Raw genomic sequence first — 19,578 nt, 5'->3', positions numbered from 1 at the left:
CCTCCTTAGACCGACAGGCTGAGCAGGCGGTCCTGCAGCGCTGTGTCGGCGGCGAAATCGGCCATGGATCCGGTGTGCGCCACGCGGCCATCGTCGATGACGGCCATGTCGCGGCCAAGGGACCGGGCAAAGTTGAAATTCTGTTCGACCAGCAGGATAGTCGTGGTCTGGGCGATCTCTCGGAATGCCTCGGCCATGGCATCGACGATCGACGGGGCAAGACCCTTGGTCGGTTCGTCAATCAGGATCAGGGCGCGGGGTTCGATGATCGCGCGGGCGACTGACAGCATCTGTTTTTGGCCACCCGACAGGCTCCACGCTTGTTTGTCGCGGAAGCGTTCGAGGGCGGGGAACAACTCATGGATCCGGGCCAGCCGGGCCTTGTCGAACTTGCCCGAGGTGGTGGCGAGGATGAGGTTTTCATCCACCGTCAGAGTGCCGAAGATCCCCATGTTTTCCGGCACATAGGCGATACCCTTGCGGGCGATGTCGGCGGTGTGCAGGGCGGTGATGTCTTCGCCCTGAAACTGAACGGATCCGGGCGACGGCTGCCACAGCCCCATGATGGAGCGTAGCGTCGTCGTCTTGCCCGCGCCGTTGCGGCCCAGCAGGACGAAAACCCCGCCTTCGGGCACGTCAAAGCTGACGTCATGCAGCACGGCGTATTGGCCGATATCGGTTTTCATGTTGCGGAGGGAGAGCAGGGTCATGCGGTTTGCTCCGTCGCGGTGCCGAGGTAAACGTCGCGCACGATCTGGCTGCTCATCACCTCGGCCGGGTCGCCGTCGGCGAGCAATTCACCGTTGTGCAGCACGATGATCCGGTCAGCCAGCGCGCGGACCACGTCCATTTTATGTTCGACCAGCAGCACGGTTTTCGAGGTGTCGGCCTTGATGCCCGCGATCAGGTCCAGAACGGCGGGGGCGTGATCAAGGCTCATGCCGGCCGTGGGTTCGTCGAACATGTAAATATCCGGCTCCATCGCCATCAGCAGCGCGACTTCAAGCTTGCGCTGGTCGCCATGCGGCAGGTTCGCGGCGGGTTGGTGAGCGACGGCGGTGAGCTTCGTAGCCTCAAGATAATGTTCGGCCTTCTGGGTCAGGCCGCGGAAACTGGCGACGGGGCGGAACATGGTCCACCCAGCCCCGGCGCGCGCCTGAACGGCGAGACGGATGTTTTCCAGAACGGTCAGATGCGGAAAGAGGTTCGTCAGCTGAAACGCCCGCCCGATCCCGTGACCCGCGCGGGCCGAGGGCGACATGTTCGTGATGTCGGTGCCGTCCTTGGTGACGCTGCCGGACGTGGCGGTCAGCTGGCCCGAGATCAGGTTGAAATAGGTGGTCTTCCCGGCGCCGTTGGGGCCGACGATGACCGTCAGCTCTCCGGGGTGGAAGGCGCAGGAGACGCTGTTGACCGCGACGTGGCCACCGAAGCGGATCGTCAGGTCGTTGGTGATGAGGGATGGTGTTGGCATGGTCTGCGTCAGCCCGATTGGGACTGGCGGACCGGGGCTTTGCCCCGGACCCCAGAGTATTTCTGCAAAGATGAAGAGGCGCGGCCTGCGAGAGAGGCGAGGCCGCGCTTTGGTCGGGACTTAGTTTTCGCGACCGACGGGGATGTTCATCTCATCTGCGGGAATGATCCGGACTTTTTCCGGGATCGCCCAGTCGACGTTGTCGTCCACTTTGATCTTGAAGTGCAGCATGTCCTGCAGAGCCTGATGATCTTCGGGACGGAAGGTCATCGAGCCTTTGGGTGTATCCCAGGTCATACCTTCCATCGTCTCGATCAGCGTCTCGGTTTCATAGTCGGGCGCTTCTTTCAGCGCTTTGACCACGGCGAGCGCTGCGGACATGCCACCGGCGGTGAAGAAGTCAGGCGGGCCGTCAAAACGCGCCATGTGTTCGTCTACCAGCCACTTGTTCACATCATTTTCGAACGCTTCATAGTAGTAGTAGACCGCGCCTTCCATGCCGGGGAACCGCTTGTAGGTCGGCAGGACCGGTAGGATGTGACCGCCCATCGAGATCTCGATGCCGTACCGGCTGGGGTCCATCGCCTGAATTTTGCCGGGCGCGTCGCCGCCACCCGCGATGTAGATCAGGATGACCTTGCGGCCTTCTTTATCCTTCAGCGCGTTGAACATCCGTTCCGCCACGGCGGTGAAATCGGTGGTGCCCTGGGGGACATATTCTTCGGTCACGACCTCGGCTCCCGTGCCGTCGAGCGCGGATTTGAAGGCGGTGATGCCGTCGCGGCCAAAGGCGTAATCTTCGGCCAGCGTCGCCACCACGAGGTTTTCGTCAGGCTGCAACGCCAGGGCCTGCGCCTGCATGTCCATGGACGAGTTGCGCGAGGTCTTGAAGACATAGCGGTTGCTGTCCGGGCCGGTGAGGCTGTCGGCCACGGCGGGTTCGACGATCAGGATCTTCTCGTATTCCTCGGCGATCGGCAGCATGCCCACCGTCACACCGGAAGAGGTCGCGCCGACGGCCAGAAGCACTTCGTCATCGCCGTAGGCTTCGGCCAGAACGGCGCGGGCGACGTCGGGTTTGAACTGCGTGTCTTTCACGATGATCTCGATCGGGCGACCGTTGATTTCGTTGGTGCCATCAGTGCCGTATTCGATCCCCATCTCGAACCCGGTCTGGGCCTGTTTCGAGAAGGCCTCAAAACTGGAACCGCTGAGCCCGTGGATCAGGGCAATTTTGATCGGGTCCTGTGCCTGAACGGCGGTTGCCGCAAGGCCAAGCGCCGCTGTTGCGACGATGCGCTTAAATAAATTCATGGTATCCTCCCATTGTGGCAGACAGCCCCCGTTGCAAGTTGATGCCGGGCCGCCCTACCTTGGCCCGAGGATCACACCAGAGGCCGCACGAGGCAATATTGTGGAAATACGTATAGACGACGCCTACCGCACCGGCGACTTCGCCGAACTGGCTTATGCCTTTGCGCCCGTGGGTCTGGTGATCACCGAAAACCGCGTGATCCGGGACTGTAACGCAGCCTTTGCAGAGATGTTCGGATACTCGGTGGACGAGCTGAGAAACCAAGTCTTCGCAATGCTTTACCCAAGCGACGAAGAGTTCGTGAACATCCGCGACCGCGGGGTGAAGCAGCTGCGCGAGACGAACACCTATTGGGACGAACGGATCATGGCGAAGAAGAGCGGAACTTTGTTCTGGTGCCGCGTCCGGGGGCATTCCTTCACGCCCGATGAGCCACTGATGCGCGCTGTGTGGAGTTTCGCGGACCTGTCCGAGACGCGGCCTTATGTGCCGTTGTCGCGGCGGGAGCGGGAGATCATCTCGTATCTGTCAGATGGTCTAACGAGCAAGGAGATCGCCGTGAAGCTGGAGCTGTCGTATCGGACGGTTGAGGTGTACCGGGCGAAACTGCTTAAGAAGTTCGGGGTGAGTAACTCGAGCGGGCTGTTCCAGTCGCTGGGCGGGATCGGGAGCGATCATGTGGTGTCAAGGAGTGGGGGGTAGGGTTGGGTGGCATGCGTTAGAAGCCCCTATTGTTGGTTTCACGTCAATCAGACCTGAGGTTCTCAGGTCGACGACAGCATCATTGCGGCGCGCCACGACAAGAGCGTTCAAAATGGTATCCTTTTTTCTAGACCTCTTCGGCAGCGAGACATCGTTATCAAGCAAGAAGACAGCATTTTTAACCTTCATCACGCGTCCAGAAAGATCGCGTGCATGGTTGCGCGGACTGCCGGGCGTGCTCCAAACCGACGGTGTCTATAGTTCAGAGGCTGCATCAATAACTTATAAACCGCTAAAAACTGAATGGGCTCCCTGGCGATTTCGTTCAAACCGCTAGCACTTGGTCCGCCCTAACTGCAACTTTGGTTTGCGCGCCCATGATCTCCATTAGCACCCAAACGCGCCGGTCGGGTGCGATCTTCTCCACCTCCGCTACGAAATTAGCAAACGGACCTTTGGTGAGCGTCACCTGATCGCCTGGCTCCAAGAGCTTTGGCGGGAGTAACTTGCCTTTCGCATCACAGCGCAGCATCAGCTGAGATACTAAATCTAGATGGACCGCAGTCGGCTTCTTGCCGAAGCTTACCAGCCGCGTAATACCATAGGTCGAGTTGACCGTGCGCCAGAACCCGCGGGCTGCGTCGAAGGCCACGAAGATGTAGCCTGGGAAGAGTGGCCTCATGGAGGTGACAAATTTGCCGTTCTGCGGGCGCGTTTCCTCCTCCATAGGCAAGAAGGTCTGGAAGCCCTGGCGCTTGAGATTCTTCTCCGCGATGTTGGCGCAGTTCGGCTTCAGCTGCGCCAGAAACCAGCTCGTGCCTTGATCATGGAATGTCATCTCTAAACCTCATCAACGTCTCAGCGCCCAAATATCGCTCGAATTCGAACAGATGCAAGTTTGGATTTCCAGGTGCGAGGTGACAAATTTATGAATTTGATGACATGCTTATCGCTCAGCGCATTGAATTAAAGTGATAATCTAGAGCTATCAGCTTAATACGTTCTACCCCCGATACAAACGTCTGACCAACGTGATCACGGATCAGGGTCTGGTTTGGACAGGAGCAGCGAAATTATCGAGTTTCTGGCGGCGCAACATGTGCGCATGTCGACAGCTCACAGAAAGTATTCGATGTATAACCAGTCCGACAAGTTTCATAAAATAATGTAAAGCGCGGGATTGAGACCATCACGACCTAAGCAGATGACGGCAAGAGCGGCCTTTCTAGCGGCGGGGTCGCCGCCCTGTCGCAGATGATTGCAAATATGGAATCGGGTGCGGCTGATTTCAATGTGATTTCAATCTATAACTTCAGTTGCTGTGGACATTTCCAAGACGCTGATGAGAGAGTCTCTCTAGAATACATCGTTAAGCGTGCCAGGATCAACTTCACCCATTGCACCGAGCACTTCGAAAGTCGCGGCTCGCTCGTCTCAACCATCGTCAAGGGCGTCAAATTTGCCACACGCCCAGCTCGGTTCCGACGAACAACGACAGCCATGAACCAGCCTTGTGCTGACGAGATCGTTCAGTTACGAGTTTGTCATATATTCAGGCAACCATTTGGTGGCGCGCCTGAAGCTTGCCTTTGTCCTAAAATCAATTGAGTTGCTCTTTCCCTGAGCACGTACTCGCGGGTTGGTGGCTGGGTTGCTGTCCGAAGTCACAAAAACACTCTAAATCAGCTCTTCCCCTTGTTTGCGTGGGCAGCATTTGATAACGTTCAGAACTGAGCGATGTGGAATTTATTCTCACCATTACCTCCGCAACCAACAAGGTGCCCTTCGGGCAGTCCTTGTGCGGTAGCCTGAGAAAATCTCAAAATGACAAGCAGGCGCACGAAGCTTCAGGAAGATACGCATTTTCGCGTGCTCCGCCTTTTGCAGGAAAACCCTGAGATGTCTCAGCGTGAGCTAGCAGGCGCAGTCGGCGTAAGTGTTGGCGGTATCCACTACATGCTGAACGCCCTGATCGACAAAGGGCTAGTGAAGCTGGGTAATTTCTCCGCCGCAGAAGACAAACGCCGATATGCCTACGTTTTGACTCCGAAAGGTATCGCGCAGAAGGCAGCCCTGACGCGAGCGTTTTTGGTTCGGAAAATGGAGGAGTACGAGGCGCTCAAGGAAGAGATCAAGGCTCTTCAAGTCGAGATAGATGCCAACGCTTCACAGAAGTTGTCTTGAACGCAATAGCAGCCCGTTTATTAGCCTAACTCTGACGTGATTTGAGGAAATACAGCTCGGTCAAGATTTTTTGCTGTCGGCGCCGTTAAATAGAAAGCTTTGCGGATTCAATGAAAAAAGTATTGCTCGTCTTCGGGACTCGCCCAGAAGCTATTAAGATGGCTCCTGTTTATGAAATTTTGAAGGCAACCCCAGGCTTCGATGTACGCGTGGCGGTCACAGCTCAGCACCGCGAAATGCTGGACCAGGTTCTACGTCTGTTTGGGATCGAACCCGACTACGATTTGAACGTTATGAAACCTGGCCAGGGCCTTACTGAGATCACCGCCGCGGTGCTCGCCGGGCTCAAGCTGGTGCTCGAGGAATACGCTCCTGACTTGCTTCTTGTGCACGGCGATACCACGACCACGCTTTCCGGATCGCTTGCGGCCTATTATCAGCAAATTCCGGTGGCTCATGTCGAAGCGGGGCTCCGGACCGGCAACATCTATTCGCCTTGGCCAGAAGAAATTAACCGGAAGGTGTCCGGAACTATCGCTTGTCTGCATTTAGCACCGACGGAAAAGGCAGCTTTTAACCTGAAATCCGAAGCAGTACCTTCCGATCGGATTTCGATCACTGGAAATACCGTCATCGACGCATTACTCAAGGTAGTTGAGAGGCTCGAGAATGATCCACAGCAAACCGCAGCCTTCGACACTGAATTCGGCATCGACCCGACAAAGCGCCTGATCCTGGTCACCGGGCATCGTCGCGAAAGCTTTGGAGGCGGCTTCGAGCGCATTTGTTCTGCGCTCGCCACCTTAGCAAAGCGGGACGACATCCAGATCATTTATCCAGTGCACCTGAACCCGAATGTTAAGGGCCCTGTCGAGATAAGCCTCGGTGAGCTTGAGCGTGTGAAACTCGTTGCCCCGCAGGATTATCTGCCTTTCGTGCATTTGATGCGTCGCGCTGACATCATCCTCACCGACTCGGGAGGAGTGCAGGAAGAAGCCCCGTCGCTAGGCAAACCTGTGCTGGTGATGCGTGACACCACGGAACGTCCCGAGGCGGTGGATGCCGGTACGGTGAAACTTGTAGGCACTGATACCGATCTGATCGTAAGAGAAACGAGTAAGCTCCTCGACGATCAAGCCGCGTATGACGCAATGTCACGCGCTCACAACCCCTACGGCGACGGATTGGCCTCTCAGAGGATCCGCGATGCCGTTTTGTCATTTCTTATGATCAAGCAGGATCAGCACTAATGCCTGAGCTCCCTTTCCAACGCATTTCCGTCATCGGGCTAGGATATATCGGCCTACCAACCGCCGCCATGTTCGCTTCGCGCAAAATCGAAGTCGTGGGCGTCGATGTAAACCAGAAAGCTGTCGACACGATCAATCGCGGCGATGTTCACATTGTGGAACCTGATCTCGATTTGGTGGTACGCGCGGTAGTGAAAGAGGGCTTTTTGCGTGCCACCACGGTACCTGAACCCGCCGAGGCCTTCCTTATCGCGGTTCCGACCCCGTTTAAGGGGGAAAACCACGAGCCTGACCTGAGCTTCATCGAGGCGGCGGCGCGTGCCATCGCGCCGGTACTGGAGGCCGGCAATCTCGTGATCCTCGAAAGCACATCGCCAGTTGGCGCCACCGAGGCGATGGCCGGCTGGCTCGCCGAGGTCCGCCCAGAACTTAGCTTTCCCCAAACTGCCGGAGAGGATTCGGACATCCGAATAGCGCACTGTCCCGAACGGGTTTTGCCTGGCAAGGTAATGCAGGAACTTATCACCAACGACCGCGTGATCGGTGGCATGACGCCAGCCTGCTCGGCAGCGGCAGCCAGCCTCTACAGCGCCTTTGTCACCGGCGAGCGCGTGGTCGCCTCAGGACCTCGCGTTGCGGAGATGGCGAAACTCACGGAGAACAGCTACCGCGATATCAACATCGCCTTCGCCAACGAGCTTTCGCTGATTTGCGACGAACTGGGCATGGATGTCTGGGAGCTCATTCGCCTGGCCAACCGCCACCCGCGGGTAAATATCCTGCAGCCGGGTCCCGGCGTTGGAGGCCATTGCATCGCCGTAGACCCGTGGTTCATTGTTTCGTCCGCTCCTGAGCAGGCGCATCTGATCCGTACCGCGCGCGAAGTGAACGATAAAAAGCCAGAATGGGTGCTCAAAAAAGTGCAGGCCGCGATCGGCTGCTATCTCTCGGCTAACCCCTCGAAGACCGCTGCCGAAGTGAGCCTCGCCATTTACGGCTTGGCATTCAAACCGGACATCGACGATTTGCGGGAAAGTCCTGCAATGGAAATCGCACATCTCCTTTCGGCCACGCATGTGGGGCCGTTGATGATCGTCGAACCTTTCATCGATAGCCTTCCGCGCGATATGAAAGACGCACGCTTGGTCGCTTATGCCGAAGCCTCCGAGGCCGACATCAACGTGCTTCTAGTGGATCATACCGTTTTCAAGAATACTGCGGCACCTGCCGGCCGAAAGGTGGATTGCCGTGGCGTGTGGTGATTGGCAGGAAAACAGAGCTTGTTAGGGAGCAAAATATGCAAATTAATGACCGCAAGATTGGCCTTGACCATCCGCCGCTCGTGATCGCCGAGATTGGTATAAATCATGGGGGTAGCCTTGAAGTCGCTAAGTCGATGGTAACGCTCGCGGCAAAGGCTGGCGCCGAGTGCGTCAAGCACCAGACCCATTTCGTCGAAGATGAAATGACCGAGGAAGCTAAGTCGATATTCCCTCCCAACGCTGATGTGTCGATCTGGGAGGTGATGGAAAGTTGCGCTTTGTCCCCCGAAGACGAGCTCGCGCTCAAAAAACACACTGAGAACCTAGGAGTGATCTATATTTCAACCCCGTTCTCTAGGAAAGCCGCGGATTTCCTCGCTGAAATCGACGTTCCGGCTTTTAAGATTGGGTCCGGTGAAGCCGATAACCTACCGTTGATCAGGCACATTGCGAAATTTGGAAAGCCGGTCATCATGTCAACCGGGATGCAGACGATCGACTCAATGTCACGCTCGGTGCAGATTCTTCGCGACGCCAAAGTTCCATTTGCGCTGCTCGAATGCACCAACCTGTATCCTTCCCCACCCGAGATCGTATCGCTCCGCGGTGTGACCGAGTTGCGGCAGGCATTCCCGGATGCGGTTGTCGGTTTCTCAGATCATTCAATCGGACCGGATATGGCCCTCGCTTCAGTCGCACTAGGTGCCTGCATTATTGAGCGTCACTTTACCGATACGCGGTATCGCGCCGGGCCGGACATTTCCTGCTCGATGGATCCCGCCGAACTGCAATATCTCGTTGATCGCTCGCGCGAGATCCACATCGCCGCGAACAACTCCAAGGGGCGCAGCGCCCCCGAAGAAGATGTGTATCGCTTTGCTCGCGGATCCGTCGTGGCCGACCGCGACTTGAAAGCAGGTGACATTATCGCAGAAAGCGACATCTGGGCACGCCGTCCGGGAAGCGGCGAGATACCCGCTGACAAATTCGATTCCCTGATCGGTCGCCGGTTGATCCGCGATATGAAACGCAACACGCAGCTTCGCTGGTCAGATCTTGATTGAATGAATAAGACATCTCAAAAATTCGAGTTGAATGTCGCGGCTGGGCGCGACCTGCTTTTCGTGACAGGCACACGGGCAGACTATGGCAAGCTTGAACCGCTCGCACTGGCAGCACTCGAGGCTGGCCACCGGGTGACCTTCTTTGTCACTGGCATGCACATGCTTGAGAAGTATGGGCTGACCAAGGAAGAAGTGCATCGACAAAAGCGTTTTAACGTCGTCGAGTTCATCAACCAGCGCGATGGCGACCCTCAGGACATCATTCTAGCCAAGACTGTTACGGGGTTTTCCGACTACCTGCAGGAACATCAACCGGATCTGGTGATCATTCATGGAGACCGCGTTGAATCGCTTGCATGTTCACTAGTTTGCGCGACGAATTATGTTCGCTGTGCCCATGTCGAGGGAGGCGAAGTTTCTGGAACAATCGACGAGCAGTTCCGGCACTGCAATTCCAAGCTGTCTTCGGTACACCTCGTCAGTTCAGAAGAAGCAAAAGGCCGCGTGGAACGATTGGGAGAACCGCCGGAGACCATCTATGTCATCGGTTCACCGGAACTCGATATCCACGGTCGCCCGTCCGGCGTAACATTGGAAGAGGTGCGGAAGCGCTACAACATTGCCCCAATCGACTACGGAATCTGCGTTTTCCATCCGGTTACCTCCGAAGCATCTGCGATGGGCGAGCAGGCCAAGGCACTATTCTCGGCACTGATCGATTCCGGACACTATTACGTCGTCATACTGCCCAACAATGACCCAGGATCGGAATTGATCCTCTCGGTCATCCGAGAGCTGCCGAAAGATCGGTTCAGGGTCCTTCCGTCCATGCGCTTTGCCTATTTCTCTGAACTTATGCGCAATTCTCACGCGATTATCGGCAATTCCAGCATGGGTGTCAGAGAAGCACCATTCCTCGGCGTTCCGTCGTTAGATGTTGGAACGCGGCAGTCGAACCGAGGAAGCGCAGCTTCGCTGCTTCGTAGCGACGCACACGACCGAACCACCATCGATCGTTTTCTATCTGAATTTTGGGGGCGGCGGTTTCCCAGCAGCCAGAGCTTTGGTAGCGGTGACTCGGCAAATAGTTTCGTGGAACTGCTGAACCGCTCCGATTTTTGGGATCGTCCGTTGCAAAAGTATTTCGTGGAATGACGGCCCAACGCACTACTGGGGACGAAATTGCTGTCGTGCCGGTTCGTGCCGGTTCAAAGGGATTGCCCGGCAAGAACCTAATGCTGCTCGACGGCGTTCCGCTGTACCTGCATGCTGTCCAGCAGGGGCTTCGAACTGTTGGGCGTGTCCTGCTCAGCACAGATATCGCAGAAATCCACGAGGCCGATTTGCCGGAGGGTTGCATCTTGTGCCGGCGTCCATTGCATCTGGCCGCTGACGACACGCCCATGGCCTCCGTAATCCATCACCTAATCGTTGAGCGCTCGTTGCAGGGTGGTACGATTGTCCTATTGCAGGCCACCTCGCCCTTGCGCTCTGATCAGGACATCCAAAGAGCCATGACAGTGTTTCAAGAAGGCGGCCATGATATGGTGCTCAGCGTCGTCGAGCGTGATCGAGGCGTACTGAAATACGGGACACTAGAAAACAACACATTTACGGCTCTTAGAGAACAGGCGTTTTGCTTCTATAATCGCCAACAATTGCCTCCTGTCTTCGGCCCGAATGGCGCCGTATATGTTTTCGAAGTTAACCGCTTTCTTGAAGCGAACGGTTTTCCTTCGGAACGGATCGGAGCAATCGACATGCCGGCTGATCGTTCGGCTGATATCGATAATCTAGATGATTTGCGTCGTGTGCAGCGAATGCTGCAGATGCAAAACTCCATAATCGAGGGATGATGACGCGAAGATGAGACTTATTGCCAGGCTCGACATCAAGAATGAGCACGTAATCAAGGGTATCCATCTGGAGGGGCTGCGCAAGGTCGGGGACCCCAACGCCTTGGCTCGCCAGTATTACGAACAAGGAATCGATGAGATCGTGTTCATGGATGCGGTGGCAAGCCTCTATGACCGCAACAACCTGTTTCACATCATCGAAGCAGCTTGCCGTGACGTTTTCGTGCCGATCGCAGTCGGTGGCGGCATGCGCAGCATTGACGATGTGTCCAATGCGCTGGCAGCCGGGGCCGACAAGATCGTGATCAACACCGGCGCCGTGCAGAACATTAAGCTGATTGAGCAGGTCGCCCACAAATTTGGGTCGCAATGCCTTGTCGGCTCAATCGAAGCAAAGAGACGCGATACAGGTTGGAAATCGTACATTGACAACGGTCGTGAACCGACGGATCTCGACGTGGTGGAATGGGCCCGCACACTGCAAAGCGCGGGATGCGGCGAGATCCTGTTGACCTCTGTTGACAAGGAAGGCACCAGCCGCGGTTTTGACGTAGAACTCATACGACAGGTAAATGATGCGGTCACACGACCGGTCATCGTGTCGGGAGGTTACGGAAAACCTCAGCATCTGCAAGATCTCTTGGCTGCGACGCAACCGTCTGCCGTTGCTTTTGCTGCCGTTCTTCACTACCAGCGCAGCAGCGTCGATGACCTGCGTGCCGCTGTGAATTTATGTCAGGCGTGAACAATATGACAAAGAGCAATTTGACCGGTGTCATCAATTACGGGGTCGGGAATGTGCGCAGCGTTTGCAGTGCCGTAGAGGCGGTAGGCGGACGCCCGGTTCTGAGTTCGGACCCCGCTGAACTTCTCGGATGTGATCGTCTCATTCTGCCCGGCGTCGGCGCCTTTGCGCATGGTATGGCCGAACTCAAATCGCGAGCGCTTGATACAGTTCTGAAGACCGCCGTGAGCGACGGCATGCCTTTGTTGGGCATATGCCTTGGTATGCAGATGCTGGCTCAAAGCAGCCTTGAATTCGGCGAGACCCGCGGGCTGGGACTTGCGCAAGGCGTCGTCTCTTTGATACAATCTGCCGATCCCGCGCGCACGCTCCGCTTACCACACGTGGCGTGGAAAAAATTAGAGCGCAAAAGCGACGCTGCGGGATGGCTGTTCCAAGGCGTCGACCCAGACTCCCACTTCTATTTCATCCATTCATATGCGGTGCCTGCGGCGTCAACCGACGTGGTCGCGGTGGCCGAAATTGATGGCAACGAGTTTGCCGCAGTTCTTGCTGTCGGCAATGTTATCGGAACCCAATTCCACCCCGAGAAAAGTGGGCCGGAAGGCCTCAAAATGTTGAAAAACTTCGTAATGAAAGGAGACATGATCCATGTCTAAAACGGAAGCCCTCGAAGCCTATTACGGCCTTCCAAACGAGGTTCGTTTTTGCCAGAGCTGTGTGATCTCCAACCAACGACCTAGCTCTACGGTCGAATTCAAGCACGAGAAGGAAGAGAAGAAGAAAACCATAGGGTTCGCTGCGGATGGCATCTGCGACGCCTGCCATTACCACCAAGAAAAAGCGCATCGCATCGACTGGAAAAAACGAGAAGATCAGCTTGTCGCTACTTTGGACAAGTTCCGGCGCAATGACGGCAGTTATGACATGATCGTTCCCGGAAGCGGAGGCAAGGATAGTGCCTACACATCGCACATCCTAAAGTATCGATATGGTATGAACCCGTTGACAGTGACCTGGGCCCCGCACCTTTACACAGATATTGGCTGGCAGAACTTCACCAACTGGATGCATGAAGGTGGCCATGACAACATCCTGTTCACACCCAACGGTCGTTTGCATAGGCTACTTACGCGTCTGGCCTTCAAGAACCTCCTGCACCCCTTCCAACCATTCATTGTTGGTCAACGTATCATCGGGCCGGCGATGGCCCAGAAATATGGCGTGCAATTGGTGATGTACGGTGAGAATCAAGCCGAGTACGGCAACGATCCTAATGAAAACTTCAAGCCGACGATGGATACCAAATTCTTCTCGGCTCAGGATCCGATGCAAATGCGTTTGGGCGGTGAGAAGGTTGCCGATATTATTCGTGACCACGATTACACGCTTAACGACTTTGCACCCTACATACCGCCGACCGCCGAAAGCCTCGAGAAAGCGGGGGTAGAGGTACACTATCTGGGCTTCTATCTGCCGTGGGATCCACAAGAGTGCTATTACTACGCCGTCGAGAACACCGGTTTCCAGGCCAATCCTGAGCGAACACCCGGCACGTATTCGAAGTACTCGAGCATCGACGACAAGATCGACATGTTCCATTATTTTACAACACTGATCAAATTCGGGATCGGCCGTGCGACTTATGACGCCGCTCAAGAAGTCCGGAACGAAAAAATTACACGGGAGGAGGCCGTACATCTTGTCCACAAATACGACCAAGAGTTCCCGCAGCGCTATTACGCAGATTTCCTTGACTATATCGGAATGTCCGATGCCGAGTTCTGGGAAACGGTCGACCATTTCCGTTCGCCGCATCTTTGGAAGCGCACCGATAAAGGCTGGGCGTTGCGTCACATCGTCAAATGAGGGGCATTGTGCTCCCTACGGTCACGGTTACTGAGCGTTAGGATATGAACTTGGTTAGTCATCTGCAGCGACCCTCCAAGAACGAGTAGATTGTAGCGGATATCTACTGACTAAGGTTCTTTGCCTTTATGTCGCTGGTTCTGGCGACCCAGATTCTGTTGCACTTGGTCGGAGACCGATTATGCGTAGATATAGTCGAAGTCTGGCCAAGATCGGTAAGCTCAGCGCGGTCTTCAAGATTGCGCTGGGCTGTGCACCGGTGCGGCGGTTCATGTCCCCGCCTTTTTTCTAAATGGTTGGTAGCGCCTGCTACGCAATCTAACCGATTCAAGATCGGCCTTTTCGATGGTCTGAGCCAAGACAGAGCTTCCACGCCGATTTCCCCTGTTGCTCGCGCTCGCGCAGCCTGTTGAACTCGTGGTCAGCATGGTCTTTTACGCCGTTGCCGAACGCCTTCTCATGTCCCGATCTGCCGCCAAGAAGATCGCTTAGCCAAAGGATTTCATTTTGTCCAAACTACGCCTTCTCCACATCGCCAGCTTTAGCGGGAATATTGGCGATAATGCCAACCACATTGGATACCGCGACTGGTTGCAATGCTTGAGCGAGCATCCGATCGCCTGGAGCGAACTCGAAATCCGTGAATTCTTCTGGCGCGAGCGCGCTTGGGACGCCGACTTTGTCGATTATGCCAACAGCTTTGACGGATTGGTGATCGGAGGCGGCAACTACTTCGAACTTTGGGTAGAGAACTCTCCAACCGGGACCTCAATCGCGATCGCGCCCGAGCTTTGGGCGCAGATCAAGGTTCCGGTGTATTTCAACGCTCTGGGGGTCGATCCTGGCCAAGGTGTACCCAATGCCTGTCGGGCGCGCTTTACCGGGTTTCTCGACACCCTGCTGGCCGATGACAACGTCCTGGTGAGCGTGCGCAACGACGGCGCGAAAAAGAACCTGTCCGAGCATATTGGAGCGGCATATGCAGACAGCGTGCTGCACGCTCCAGACAATGGTTTCTTCGCCGATTTTCAGCCGGCCGAGGGCATCCCGTTTTTCAGCGACACAAATGTCAAGCGCATCGTCACGATGAACCTAGCCAGCGACATGGCCGAAATTCGATTTGCCGGCCTCAACGACGGTGTCGACGGATTCGCCAAAGAGATCGCGGAGGCGATCGGAACTCTGTCCGAACGCGATCCGTCGCTCGGGTTTTTGTTCGCGCCGCATATCTTTCGTGATCTTGATATCGTGAGTCGTGTGATAGACCGGCTTCCCGATCGCATAAGACGCACTCGGGTCGCTCAGACACCTTATGGCTCAGGAAACGCGGCCGCACGGTCGGTATTTGGCCTTTACGCAGCGTCCGATCTTTGCGTTGGAACACGGTTTCACGCCAATGTCGTGCCAATTGGCAATTTGCGTCAGACTCTGGGTCTTGTCTGTTACCCACAGATTTCTGCACTTTATGATGAACTGGGGCAGCCAGACCGTTGCATAGATGCGTCGCGCCCCGGCTTTGGCGACATATTGGCCGAACGCATGGAAGATGCTCTCTACAGCCCTGAAACTAAATTCTCCGGCACTCCGGCGAACGCATTAGATACGGCCACCCGTTTGCGAGACAACATAGAAAATCAAGTCCAAAACTGGATCAATAGTTTTGCTCAGTAAGGAAGTCAATCAATGAAGAATACAAAAAACGATGTCAGAGAATTCTGGAACGAAGCTTCCTGCGGAGAGGCCCTTTATTTGAGCGAATTGAGCAAAGAAGGATATGACGCTCAAGCTGAAGAGCGCTACACTCTAGAACCCTGGATCGAAAGGTTTGCTGATTATCCTTCTTCAGAAGGGAAAAAAACTCTTGAAATTGGTGTGGGCTTGGGCGCCGAACATCAGAAGTTTTGTGAGGCGGGCGCCGATATGTATGGCATTGATCTCACGCAGCGCGCGATTGAGCATGTCGAACGGAGACTGGCTCTGAATGGATTAACGTCGAGGCTTAGTATTGGAGACGCTGAATGTCTTAACTTTGATGATTGCTCTTTTGACATTGTATATTCGTACGGGGTACTCCACCATACACCAAATACTCCGCAAGCTGTAAATGAAGTTCATCGTGTATTAAAGCCCGGCGGAACCGCAAGAGTAATGATTTATCATAAATGGAGTTTTGTGGGATTAATGCTCTGGATCCGGTACGGGCTTTTCAAGTTTCGGCCCTTCATCGGACTTAACAAATTATACGATAAGTATCTGGAGAGTCCGGGCACCAAAGCTTACTCAATCAGAGAGGCTGAAGATATTTTTTCATCATTCCGAAAAGTTAAAATAGAAACTTTACTAAGCCACGCCGACCTGCTCAATTCTAATGCCGGTCAGAGACATCGTGGTATGGCGCTATCTCTTGCTAAAATGTTCTGGCCAAGAATACTGATCAGGAACCTTTTTCCGAAATTTGGGCTAGTAATGTTAATTATTGCCGAGAAGTAAGTAGATGGTTCGCACGGCATTTTTTGTATTCAGCCAGAGAGACGTCAATCGACTTAAGCGCAATCTATCGCTGCTCGACGAATTTGATACGCTGGTCACCTGCATACCAGGCATAGATATTGAAGAGCTGTCTGATTACATTACATGTCTAAGCTTGGAGGACGCTCTGGAGACTTTCCAGATCACACAGCTTGAAATAACTCGACTCACCAGAAAATATGCAAGAAATCTAATTTCGGCAGATGGCGTCAATGAAATTATTGAAGCTCATTATGGAAATGGCTACTCCGATCTGAGACAATCGCTTGAGATAATTTCGTGGGTATTGGCGCATAATTCTGTCGCTTTTGAACTTGTATTTGAATCTCTCGTTGATCGAGGGCTTTGTAGGGCGTCATGCTTCCAGTTTCATGGTTCGTATCGGAAAATTGACCGGCTTGATGTAAAGCGCCTCCTGCATGTAGAGATTGAGTTCGGGAAACATCTCGAGTATCTTTGTAAGCAAGCCCAACTACCATTGGTCAAATTGGGCTCAGGCTGGCGATTGGCAACCTATGTAAACGCTCTTCGTGACCTCCTTTTGCTAGGTTACAAAGCCAAAACTCTCCTCTCCCGCAGCTTCCGGGCACCGAGGTCTGTGCTCGAAAACACATGTGATCTCGCTGTGCTTGTACGGGCAAGAACCGAGGTGGTCGCGGCTGCACCGCTTATGGAGGCACGGGGTGCACAGGGGAAATACGATGTGATGTTGGTGGATGATCTGATTAAATCACCCGATGGCACATGTGCGGCTGCTGCCAGCGGACGTCCGTGGGTTTCGCTTCATTCTTTCTCCCGACCAGTCGAGATCGCCCGGATTCTCGCCCGCTGTACCTTTCTGCGTCGGCGCGCAGCCCGTAGCGGCACGGCAATAAACCCGGGGCTCGCCACCGCAGGCTTTCTGGGACGGCCTGAAATCGCCACTGAAGTGCTTTACACTGCTTTAGCCTCAGTTCCGGAGTTACTGGTCTATCGATTACAGCTCACCCGGGCGATCGACCAGCTTGGACCGCAGTCCGTTATCTCCTTTGACACTGTAGATCGCTGGGGGGCGCTCCAAGGCGTAGTTGCGCGAACAGCGCGGGTGCGTTCGGTCATGATCCAGAATACCGCTGCTGATGCCATCATGTATCCCTGCCCCCTAGTGATGGATCACTTAGTTGTTGGGAACGAGCGTCTTCGGGAAATTTTCACTGCTTCGGGCGCGGATCCTGAACGTGTCCATGCTTTCGGGCTGCCGATTCAGGACGATGTGTTAATCGCAGGAAATGCCCGTTTGGACGCGCTGATCAATCGCGCCGCGCAGGGTCATTCGCCATTACGCGTGCTTGTAGCGACTCAACCGTTCGTTCAGGAGTTCGACTACAACGCCGCCCTAATTGATTCTTTGGAAACCGCAGCCAGCGACCTAGATTTTCCGCTGGTCTGGCTCCTGAAACCTCATCCGCGTGAACCCCTCGGAAAATACGAAACGGTTCGTGACAGACTCGCATCGCGGTCGCAGTCTGTCACGCTGTTCAGTGGGCCTTTCGAGAATGCCTTATCCGAAGCCGACGTGGTCCTTTCGAGAACATCAACGAGCCTAGAATTTGCAGCGCTGGGCGGAGTCCCTGGCATTGCACACTTGCATCGATACCCCCGCGATATCGTGGATCGGCTCGACTATTTGAAGTCATCCGTCACCGACAAGAGCTACGACACCTCTGGCCTCAGGGCGCTTTTACAGGAATATGCGCCAGAAAGACGGGTAGAAAGCCTCGAGGCGTATTCGAACCGGCGGGCGGAGTTCATCAACGAGTTCTTTCCTGGCAAAGGACGAGCGACCGACCGCGTGTCCGACTTAATCGCTTCTGGATCTTCTGCATGCTGACCAGAAACGCGATGCGCCTGGCGGTTGGCGAGTTGGGAAGCCGCTTACCTCTTCTTCTACTCGAGGTGACTCTGGCGCGGCTACTTGGTCCGGCCGTTTACGGTATCTGGTCGATTATTCAGACATTTGCGACATACGGTAATTTCCTGCATTTCGGCGTGTCATCGTCGATGGCCCGGCGCGAACCCGGTTTGATTGAACTCGGTTCGCCGAGCGAAGTGCTTGCCAATCGAGCGGCGGCTTACGGTTTTCAGATCATGGTAATCGTGGTGGTTGCTGGGCTGCTTGTAACAATCTCCAGTGTTCATGACGATGCATTCGATGCGATCGGCGGTTTGTCGACCGCACTTGCGCTGCTTGTTGTAATCTTGGCCCAGCAGTTCACTATTTCGACGCAGGCAAGCGCGTTAAACGAGTACAAGGTAATCGCTTCGTCAATAGCAAGGTTGGTTTACGCCTTCGCCTTCCTTGCCATAGGACTTTTCGTCGTTCGGTTCGATCCGCCACTTCTCTGGTTAACGCTCGGCTGGGCCGTGGCACTGGCTCTGGCACTGATGTTGTTGAATGTGATCGCGCGCGGGATTTTGATATTCCCGAGGCTGGACTATTCCAGAACAATATCGATGCTCAGGGATGGTTTCCCGATCATGGTGCAAGGACTACTGCGTTTCGGCTTGATGAGCGTGGACAAGATCGCGGTTTTCTGGGTTGCGCGTCCCGAGGCCGTTGGCTTTTACGGAATTGGGTCGCTTGCCGCCAGCGTAACCGGGCTTTTTGGATCAATGATCGCCAGGGTCTCTTTGCCGACGCTTTTGCGGCTACGTGAACGAACCAACAGCCCTGTGCTTATGCAAGCCGAGTTCGACCGGATGGTAGGGCTGATCCAGCTCCTAACCTACAGTGCGCTGTTCACGGTTTGTGCAGTCTCACCGCTGCTTATTCACTTTGTTCTGCCAGATTACGAACCCGCAGTGCGCGCCATTGGTATTCTTGCCATTGCGGGAGGGTTCACAGGCCTCGCGCAGGCTATGAGCGATGTCACCATGTCCTTGGGCATTAAGGCCGCAGTCTTGGCCAACACGGTCATTACCCTACTTCTCGAATTATTGTTCTTGGGTGTCGCGTGGAACATTGACGGCGGTATCGAGAGCATGGCTGCGTCAGTTCTGGCCGCGATGATCCTGATGAGTGGCCGTAGTGTGTGGCTGTGCATGCGTGCCATCGGGTTCGCACACGACGTTGCTAGGCGCCGCCTGATTACGCTCACAGGATATGCAACCGTCGTGATGGTCGTATGCCTTGGAGTTCTTGAGATTCAGATGATATGCATGGCTAATCTCAAAAGCGATGCCCGGCCCGCTATCATTTTTAACGTACTGCTGTCGCTTATGGCCTGTCTTGGCTTAATCATCGCGTTGAAGCGGTTCCGCGAACGTTCAGAGGAAAGGTGAGACCCGG

Annotated in this window: 18 protein-coding genes; 14 read left to right on the top strand and 4 right to left on the bottom strand. The window is 54.9% G+C overall.

Going from position 1 to position 19,578, the window contains the following annotated elements:
* Nucleotides 1–5: 5 nt before the first annotated feature.
* The 3 genes from ACI3GR_RS19145 to ACI3GR_RS19135 all read right to left on the bottom strand — a co-directional run bounded on the left by ACI3GR_RS19145 (nt 6) and on the right by ACI3GR_RS19135 (nt 2,788).
* Nucleotides 6–710: an ABC transporter ATP-binding protein gene (locus tag ACI3GR_RS19145; protein ID WP_407496758.1), complete on the bottom strand. Its 705-nt coding sequence runs from the start codon at nt 708–710 to the stop codon at nt 6–8.
* Nucleotides 707–1,474 (bottom strand): ABC transporter ATP-binding protein, encoded by a 768-nt coding sequence (locus tag ACI3GR_RS19140; protein ID WP_407496756.1) that lies wholly within the window; start codon nt 1,472–1,474, stop codon nt 707–709. Before ACI3GR_RS19140 ends, ACI3GR_RS19145 begins: the two co-directional genes overlap by 4 nt.
* 120 nt (nt 1,475–1,594) lie before the next feature.
* The gene (locus ACI3GR_RS19135) at nt 1,595–2,788 is read right to left on the bottom strand and encodes a substrate-binding domain-containing protein (protein WP_407496755.1); all 1,194 of its coding nucleotides are present in this window, start codon (nt 2,786–2,788) and stop codon (nt 1,595–1,597) included.
* Between the two features lie 100 nt (nt 2,789–2,888).
* Between ACI3GR_RS19135 and ACI3GR_RS19130 the strand changes: the two genes are divergently transcribed.
* Entirely contained in the window at nt 2,889–3,491 is a 603-nt protein-coding gene (locus tag ACI3GR_RS19130; protein ID WP_407496782.1) for a LuxR C-terminal-related transcriptional regulator, read from the top strand.
* 325 nt (nt 3,492–3,816) lie between these two features.
* Here the strand turns inward: ACI3GR_RS19130 and nusG are convergent, their stop codons facing one another.
* Nucleotides 3,817–4,329, bottom strand: coding sequence for a transcription termination/antitermination protein NusG (gene nusG / locus ACI3GR_RS19125; protein ID WP_407496753.1), 513 nt, complete (start codon nt 4,327–4,329; stop codon nt 3,817–3,819).
* A gap of 986 nt (nt 4,330–5,315) precedes the next feature.
* Between nusG and ACI3GR_RS19120 the strand changes: the two genes are divergently transcribed.
* From ACI3GR_RS19120 to ACI3GR_RS19060, 13 genes are all read left to right on the top strand, one after another.
* Nucleotides 5,316–5,675 (top strand): MarR family EPS-associated transcriptional regulator, encoded by a 360-nt coding sequence (locus ACI3GR_RS19120; protein ID WP_407496751.1) that lies wholly within the window; start codon nt 5,316–5,318, stop codon nt 5,673–5,675.
* A gap of 110 nt (nt 5,676–5,785) precedes the next feature.
* A complete protein-coding gene (gene wecB / locus ACI3GR_RS19115) occupies nt 5,786–6,925 on the top strand; it encodes a non-hydrolyzing UDP-N-acetylglucosamine 2-epimerase (RefSeq protein ID WP_407496749.1) in 1,140 nt (379 codons plus the stop codon).
* Nucleotides 6,925–8,187 (top strand): UDP-N-acetyl-D-mannosamine dehydrogenase, encoded by a 1,263-nt coding sequence (gene wecC / locus ACI3GR_RS19110; RefSeq protein WP_407496748.1) that lies wholly within the window; start codon nt 6,925–6,927, stop codon nt 8,185–8,187. The genes wecB and wecC overlap by 1 nt, the downstream gene beginning before the upstream one ends.
* Before the next feature lie 35 nt (nt 8,188–8,222).
* Nucleotides 8,223–9,251: an N-acetylneuraminate synthase family protein gene (locus tag ACI3GR_RS19105; protein ID WP_407496747.1), complete on the top strand. Its 1,029-nt coding sequence runs from the start codon at nt 8,223–8,225 to the stop codon at nt 9,249–9,251.
* Nucleotides 9,252–10,406 (top strand): UDP-N-acetylglucosamine 2-epimerase, encoded by a 1,155-nt coding sequence (neuC, locus tag ACI3GR_RS19100; protein ID WP_407496746.1) that lies wholly within the window; start codon nt 9,252–9,254, stop codon nt 10,404–10,406.
* Nucleotides 10,403–11,107, top strand: coding sequence for an acylneuraminate cytidylyltransferase family protein (locus tag ACI3GR_RS19095; RefSeq protein WP_407496745.1), 705 nt, complete (start codon nt 10,403–10,405; stop codon nt 11,105–11,107). The genes neuC and ACI3GR_RS19095 overlap by 4 nt, the downstream gene beginning before the upstream one ends.
* A 10-nt stretch (nt 11,108–11,117) precedes the next feature.
* A complete protein-coding gene (gene hisF, locus ACI3GR_RS19090; protein WP_407496743.1) occupies nt 11,118–11,852 on the top strand; it encodes an imidazole glycerol phosphate synthase subunit HisF in 735 nt (244 codons plus the stop codon).
* Nucleotides 11,853–11,857: 5 nt separating this feature from the next.
* Nucleotides 11,858–12,511, top strand: coding sequence for an imidazole glycerol phosphate synthase subunit HisH (hisH, locus tag ACI3GR_RS19085; RefSeq protein WP_407496742.1), 654 nt, complete (start codon nt 11,858–11,860; stop codon nt 12,509–12,511).
* On the top strand, nt 12,504–13,721 hold the full coding sequence (locus ACI3GR_RS19080; RefSeq protein WP_407496740.1) for an N-acetyl sugar amidotransferase: 1,218 nt from the start codon (nt 12,504–12,506) through the stop codon (nt 13,719–13,721). Before hisH ends, ACI3GR_RS19080 begins: the two co-directional genes overlap by 8 nt.
* Before the next feature lie 507 nt (nt 13,722–14,228).
* A complete protein-coding gene (locus tag ACI3GR_RS19075) occupies nt 14,229–15,392 on the top strand; it encodes a polysaccharide pyruvyl transferase family protein (RefSeq protein WP_407496739.1) in 1,164 nt (387 codons plus the stop codon).
* A gap of 12 nt (nt 15,393–15,404) precedes the next feature.
* Nucleotides 15,405–16,211: a class I SAM-dependent methyltransferase gene (locus ACI3GR_RS19070; RefSeq protein ID WP_407496737.1), complete on the top strand. Its 807-nt coding sequence runs from the start codon at nt 15,405–15,407 to the stop codon at nt 16,209–16,211.
* A gap of 4 nt (nt 16,212–16,215) precedes the next feature.
* Nucleotides 16,216–18,120, top strand: coding sequence for a CDP-glycerol glycerophosphotransferase family protein (locus ACI3GR_RS19065; protein WP_407496736.1), 1,905 nt, complete (start codon nt 16,216–16,218; stop codon nt 18,118–18,120).
* Nucleotides 18,114–19,571: an MATE family efflux transporter gene (locus ACI3GR_RS19060; RefSeq protein ID WP_407496735.1), complete on the top strand. Its 1,458-nt coding sequence runs from the start codon at nt 18,114–18,116 to the stop codon at nt 19,569–19,571. The genes ACI3GR_RS19065 and ACI3GR_RS19060 overlap by 7 nt, the downstream gene beginning before the upstream one ends.
* The last annotated feature ends 7 nt before the right edge of the window (nt 19,572–19,578 follow it).

The organism is Pseudooceanicola aestuariicola (genome assembly GCF_045763785.1).
GTDB lineage: Bacteria > Pseudomonadota > Alphaproteobacteria > Rhodobacterales > Rhodobacteraceae > Pseudooceanicola.
This window is presented reverse-complemented; position numbering and strand designations above follow the sequence as displayed.

Coding starts and splice junctions, on each gene's coding strand:
- ACI3GR_RS19145 (WP_407496758.1), bottom strand. CDS start 710: ATGACCCTGCTCTCCCTCCGCAACATGAAAACCGATATCGGCCAATAC.
- ACI3GR_RS19140 (WP_407496756.1), bottom strand. CDS start 1,474: ATGCCAACACCATCCCTCATCACCAACGACCTGACGATCCGCTTCGGT.
- ACI3GR_RS19135 (WP_407496755.1), bottom strand. CDS start 2,788: ATGAATTTATTTAAGCGCATCGTCGCAACAGCGGCGCTTGGCCTTGCG.
- nusG (WP_407496753.1), bottom strand. CDS start 4,329: ATGACATTCCATGATCAAGGCACGAGCTGGTTTCTGGCGCAGCTGAAG.
- ACI3GR_RS19120 (WP_407496751.1), top strand. CDS start 5,316: ATGACAAGCAGGCGCACGAAGCTTCAGGAAGATACGCATTTTCGCGTG.
- wecB (WP_407496749.1), top strand. CDS start 5,786: ATGAAAAAAGTATTGCTCGTCTTCGGGACTCGCCCAGAAGCTATTAAG.
- wecC (WP_407496748.1), top strand. CDS start 6,925: ATGCCTGAGCTCCCTTTCCAACGCATTTCCGTCATCGGGCTAGGATAT.
- ACI3GR_RS19105 (WP_407496747.1), top strand. CDS start 8,223: ATGCAAATTAATGACCGCAAGATTGGCCTTGACCATCCGCCGCTCGTG.
- neuC (WP_407496746.1), top strand. CDS start 9,252: ATGAATAAGACATCTCAAAAATTCGAGTTGAATGTCGCGGCTGGGCGC.
- ACI3GR_RS19095 (WP_407496745.1), top strand. CDS start 10,403: ATGACGGCCCAACGCACTACTGGGGACGAAATTGCTGTCGTGCCGGTT.
- hisF (WP_407496743.1), top strand. CDS start 11,118: ATGAGACTTATTGCCAGGCTCGACATCAAGAATGAGCACGTAATCAAG.
- hisH (WP_407496742.1), top strand. CDS start 11,858: ATGACAAAGAGCAATTTGACCGGTGTCATCAATTACGGGGTCGGGAAT.
- ACI3GR_RS19080 (WP_407496740.1), top strand. CDS start 12,504: ATGTCTAAAACGGAAGCCCTCGAAGCCTATTACGGCCTTCCAAACGAG.
- ACI3GR_RS19070 (WP_407496737.1), top strand. CDS start 15,405: ATGAAGAATACAAAAAACGATGTCAGAGAATTCTGGAACGAAGCTTCC.
- ACI3GR_RS19065 (WP_407496736.1), top strand. CDS start 16,216: ATGGTTCGCACGGCATTTTTTGTATTCAGCCAGAGAGACGTCAATCGA.
- ACI3GR_RS19060 (WP_407496735.1), top strand. CDS start 18,114: ATGCTGACCAGAAACGCGATGCGCCTGGCGGTTGGCGAGTTGGGAAGC.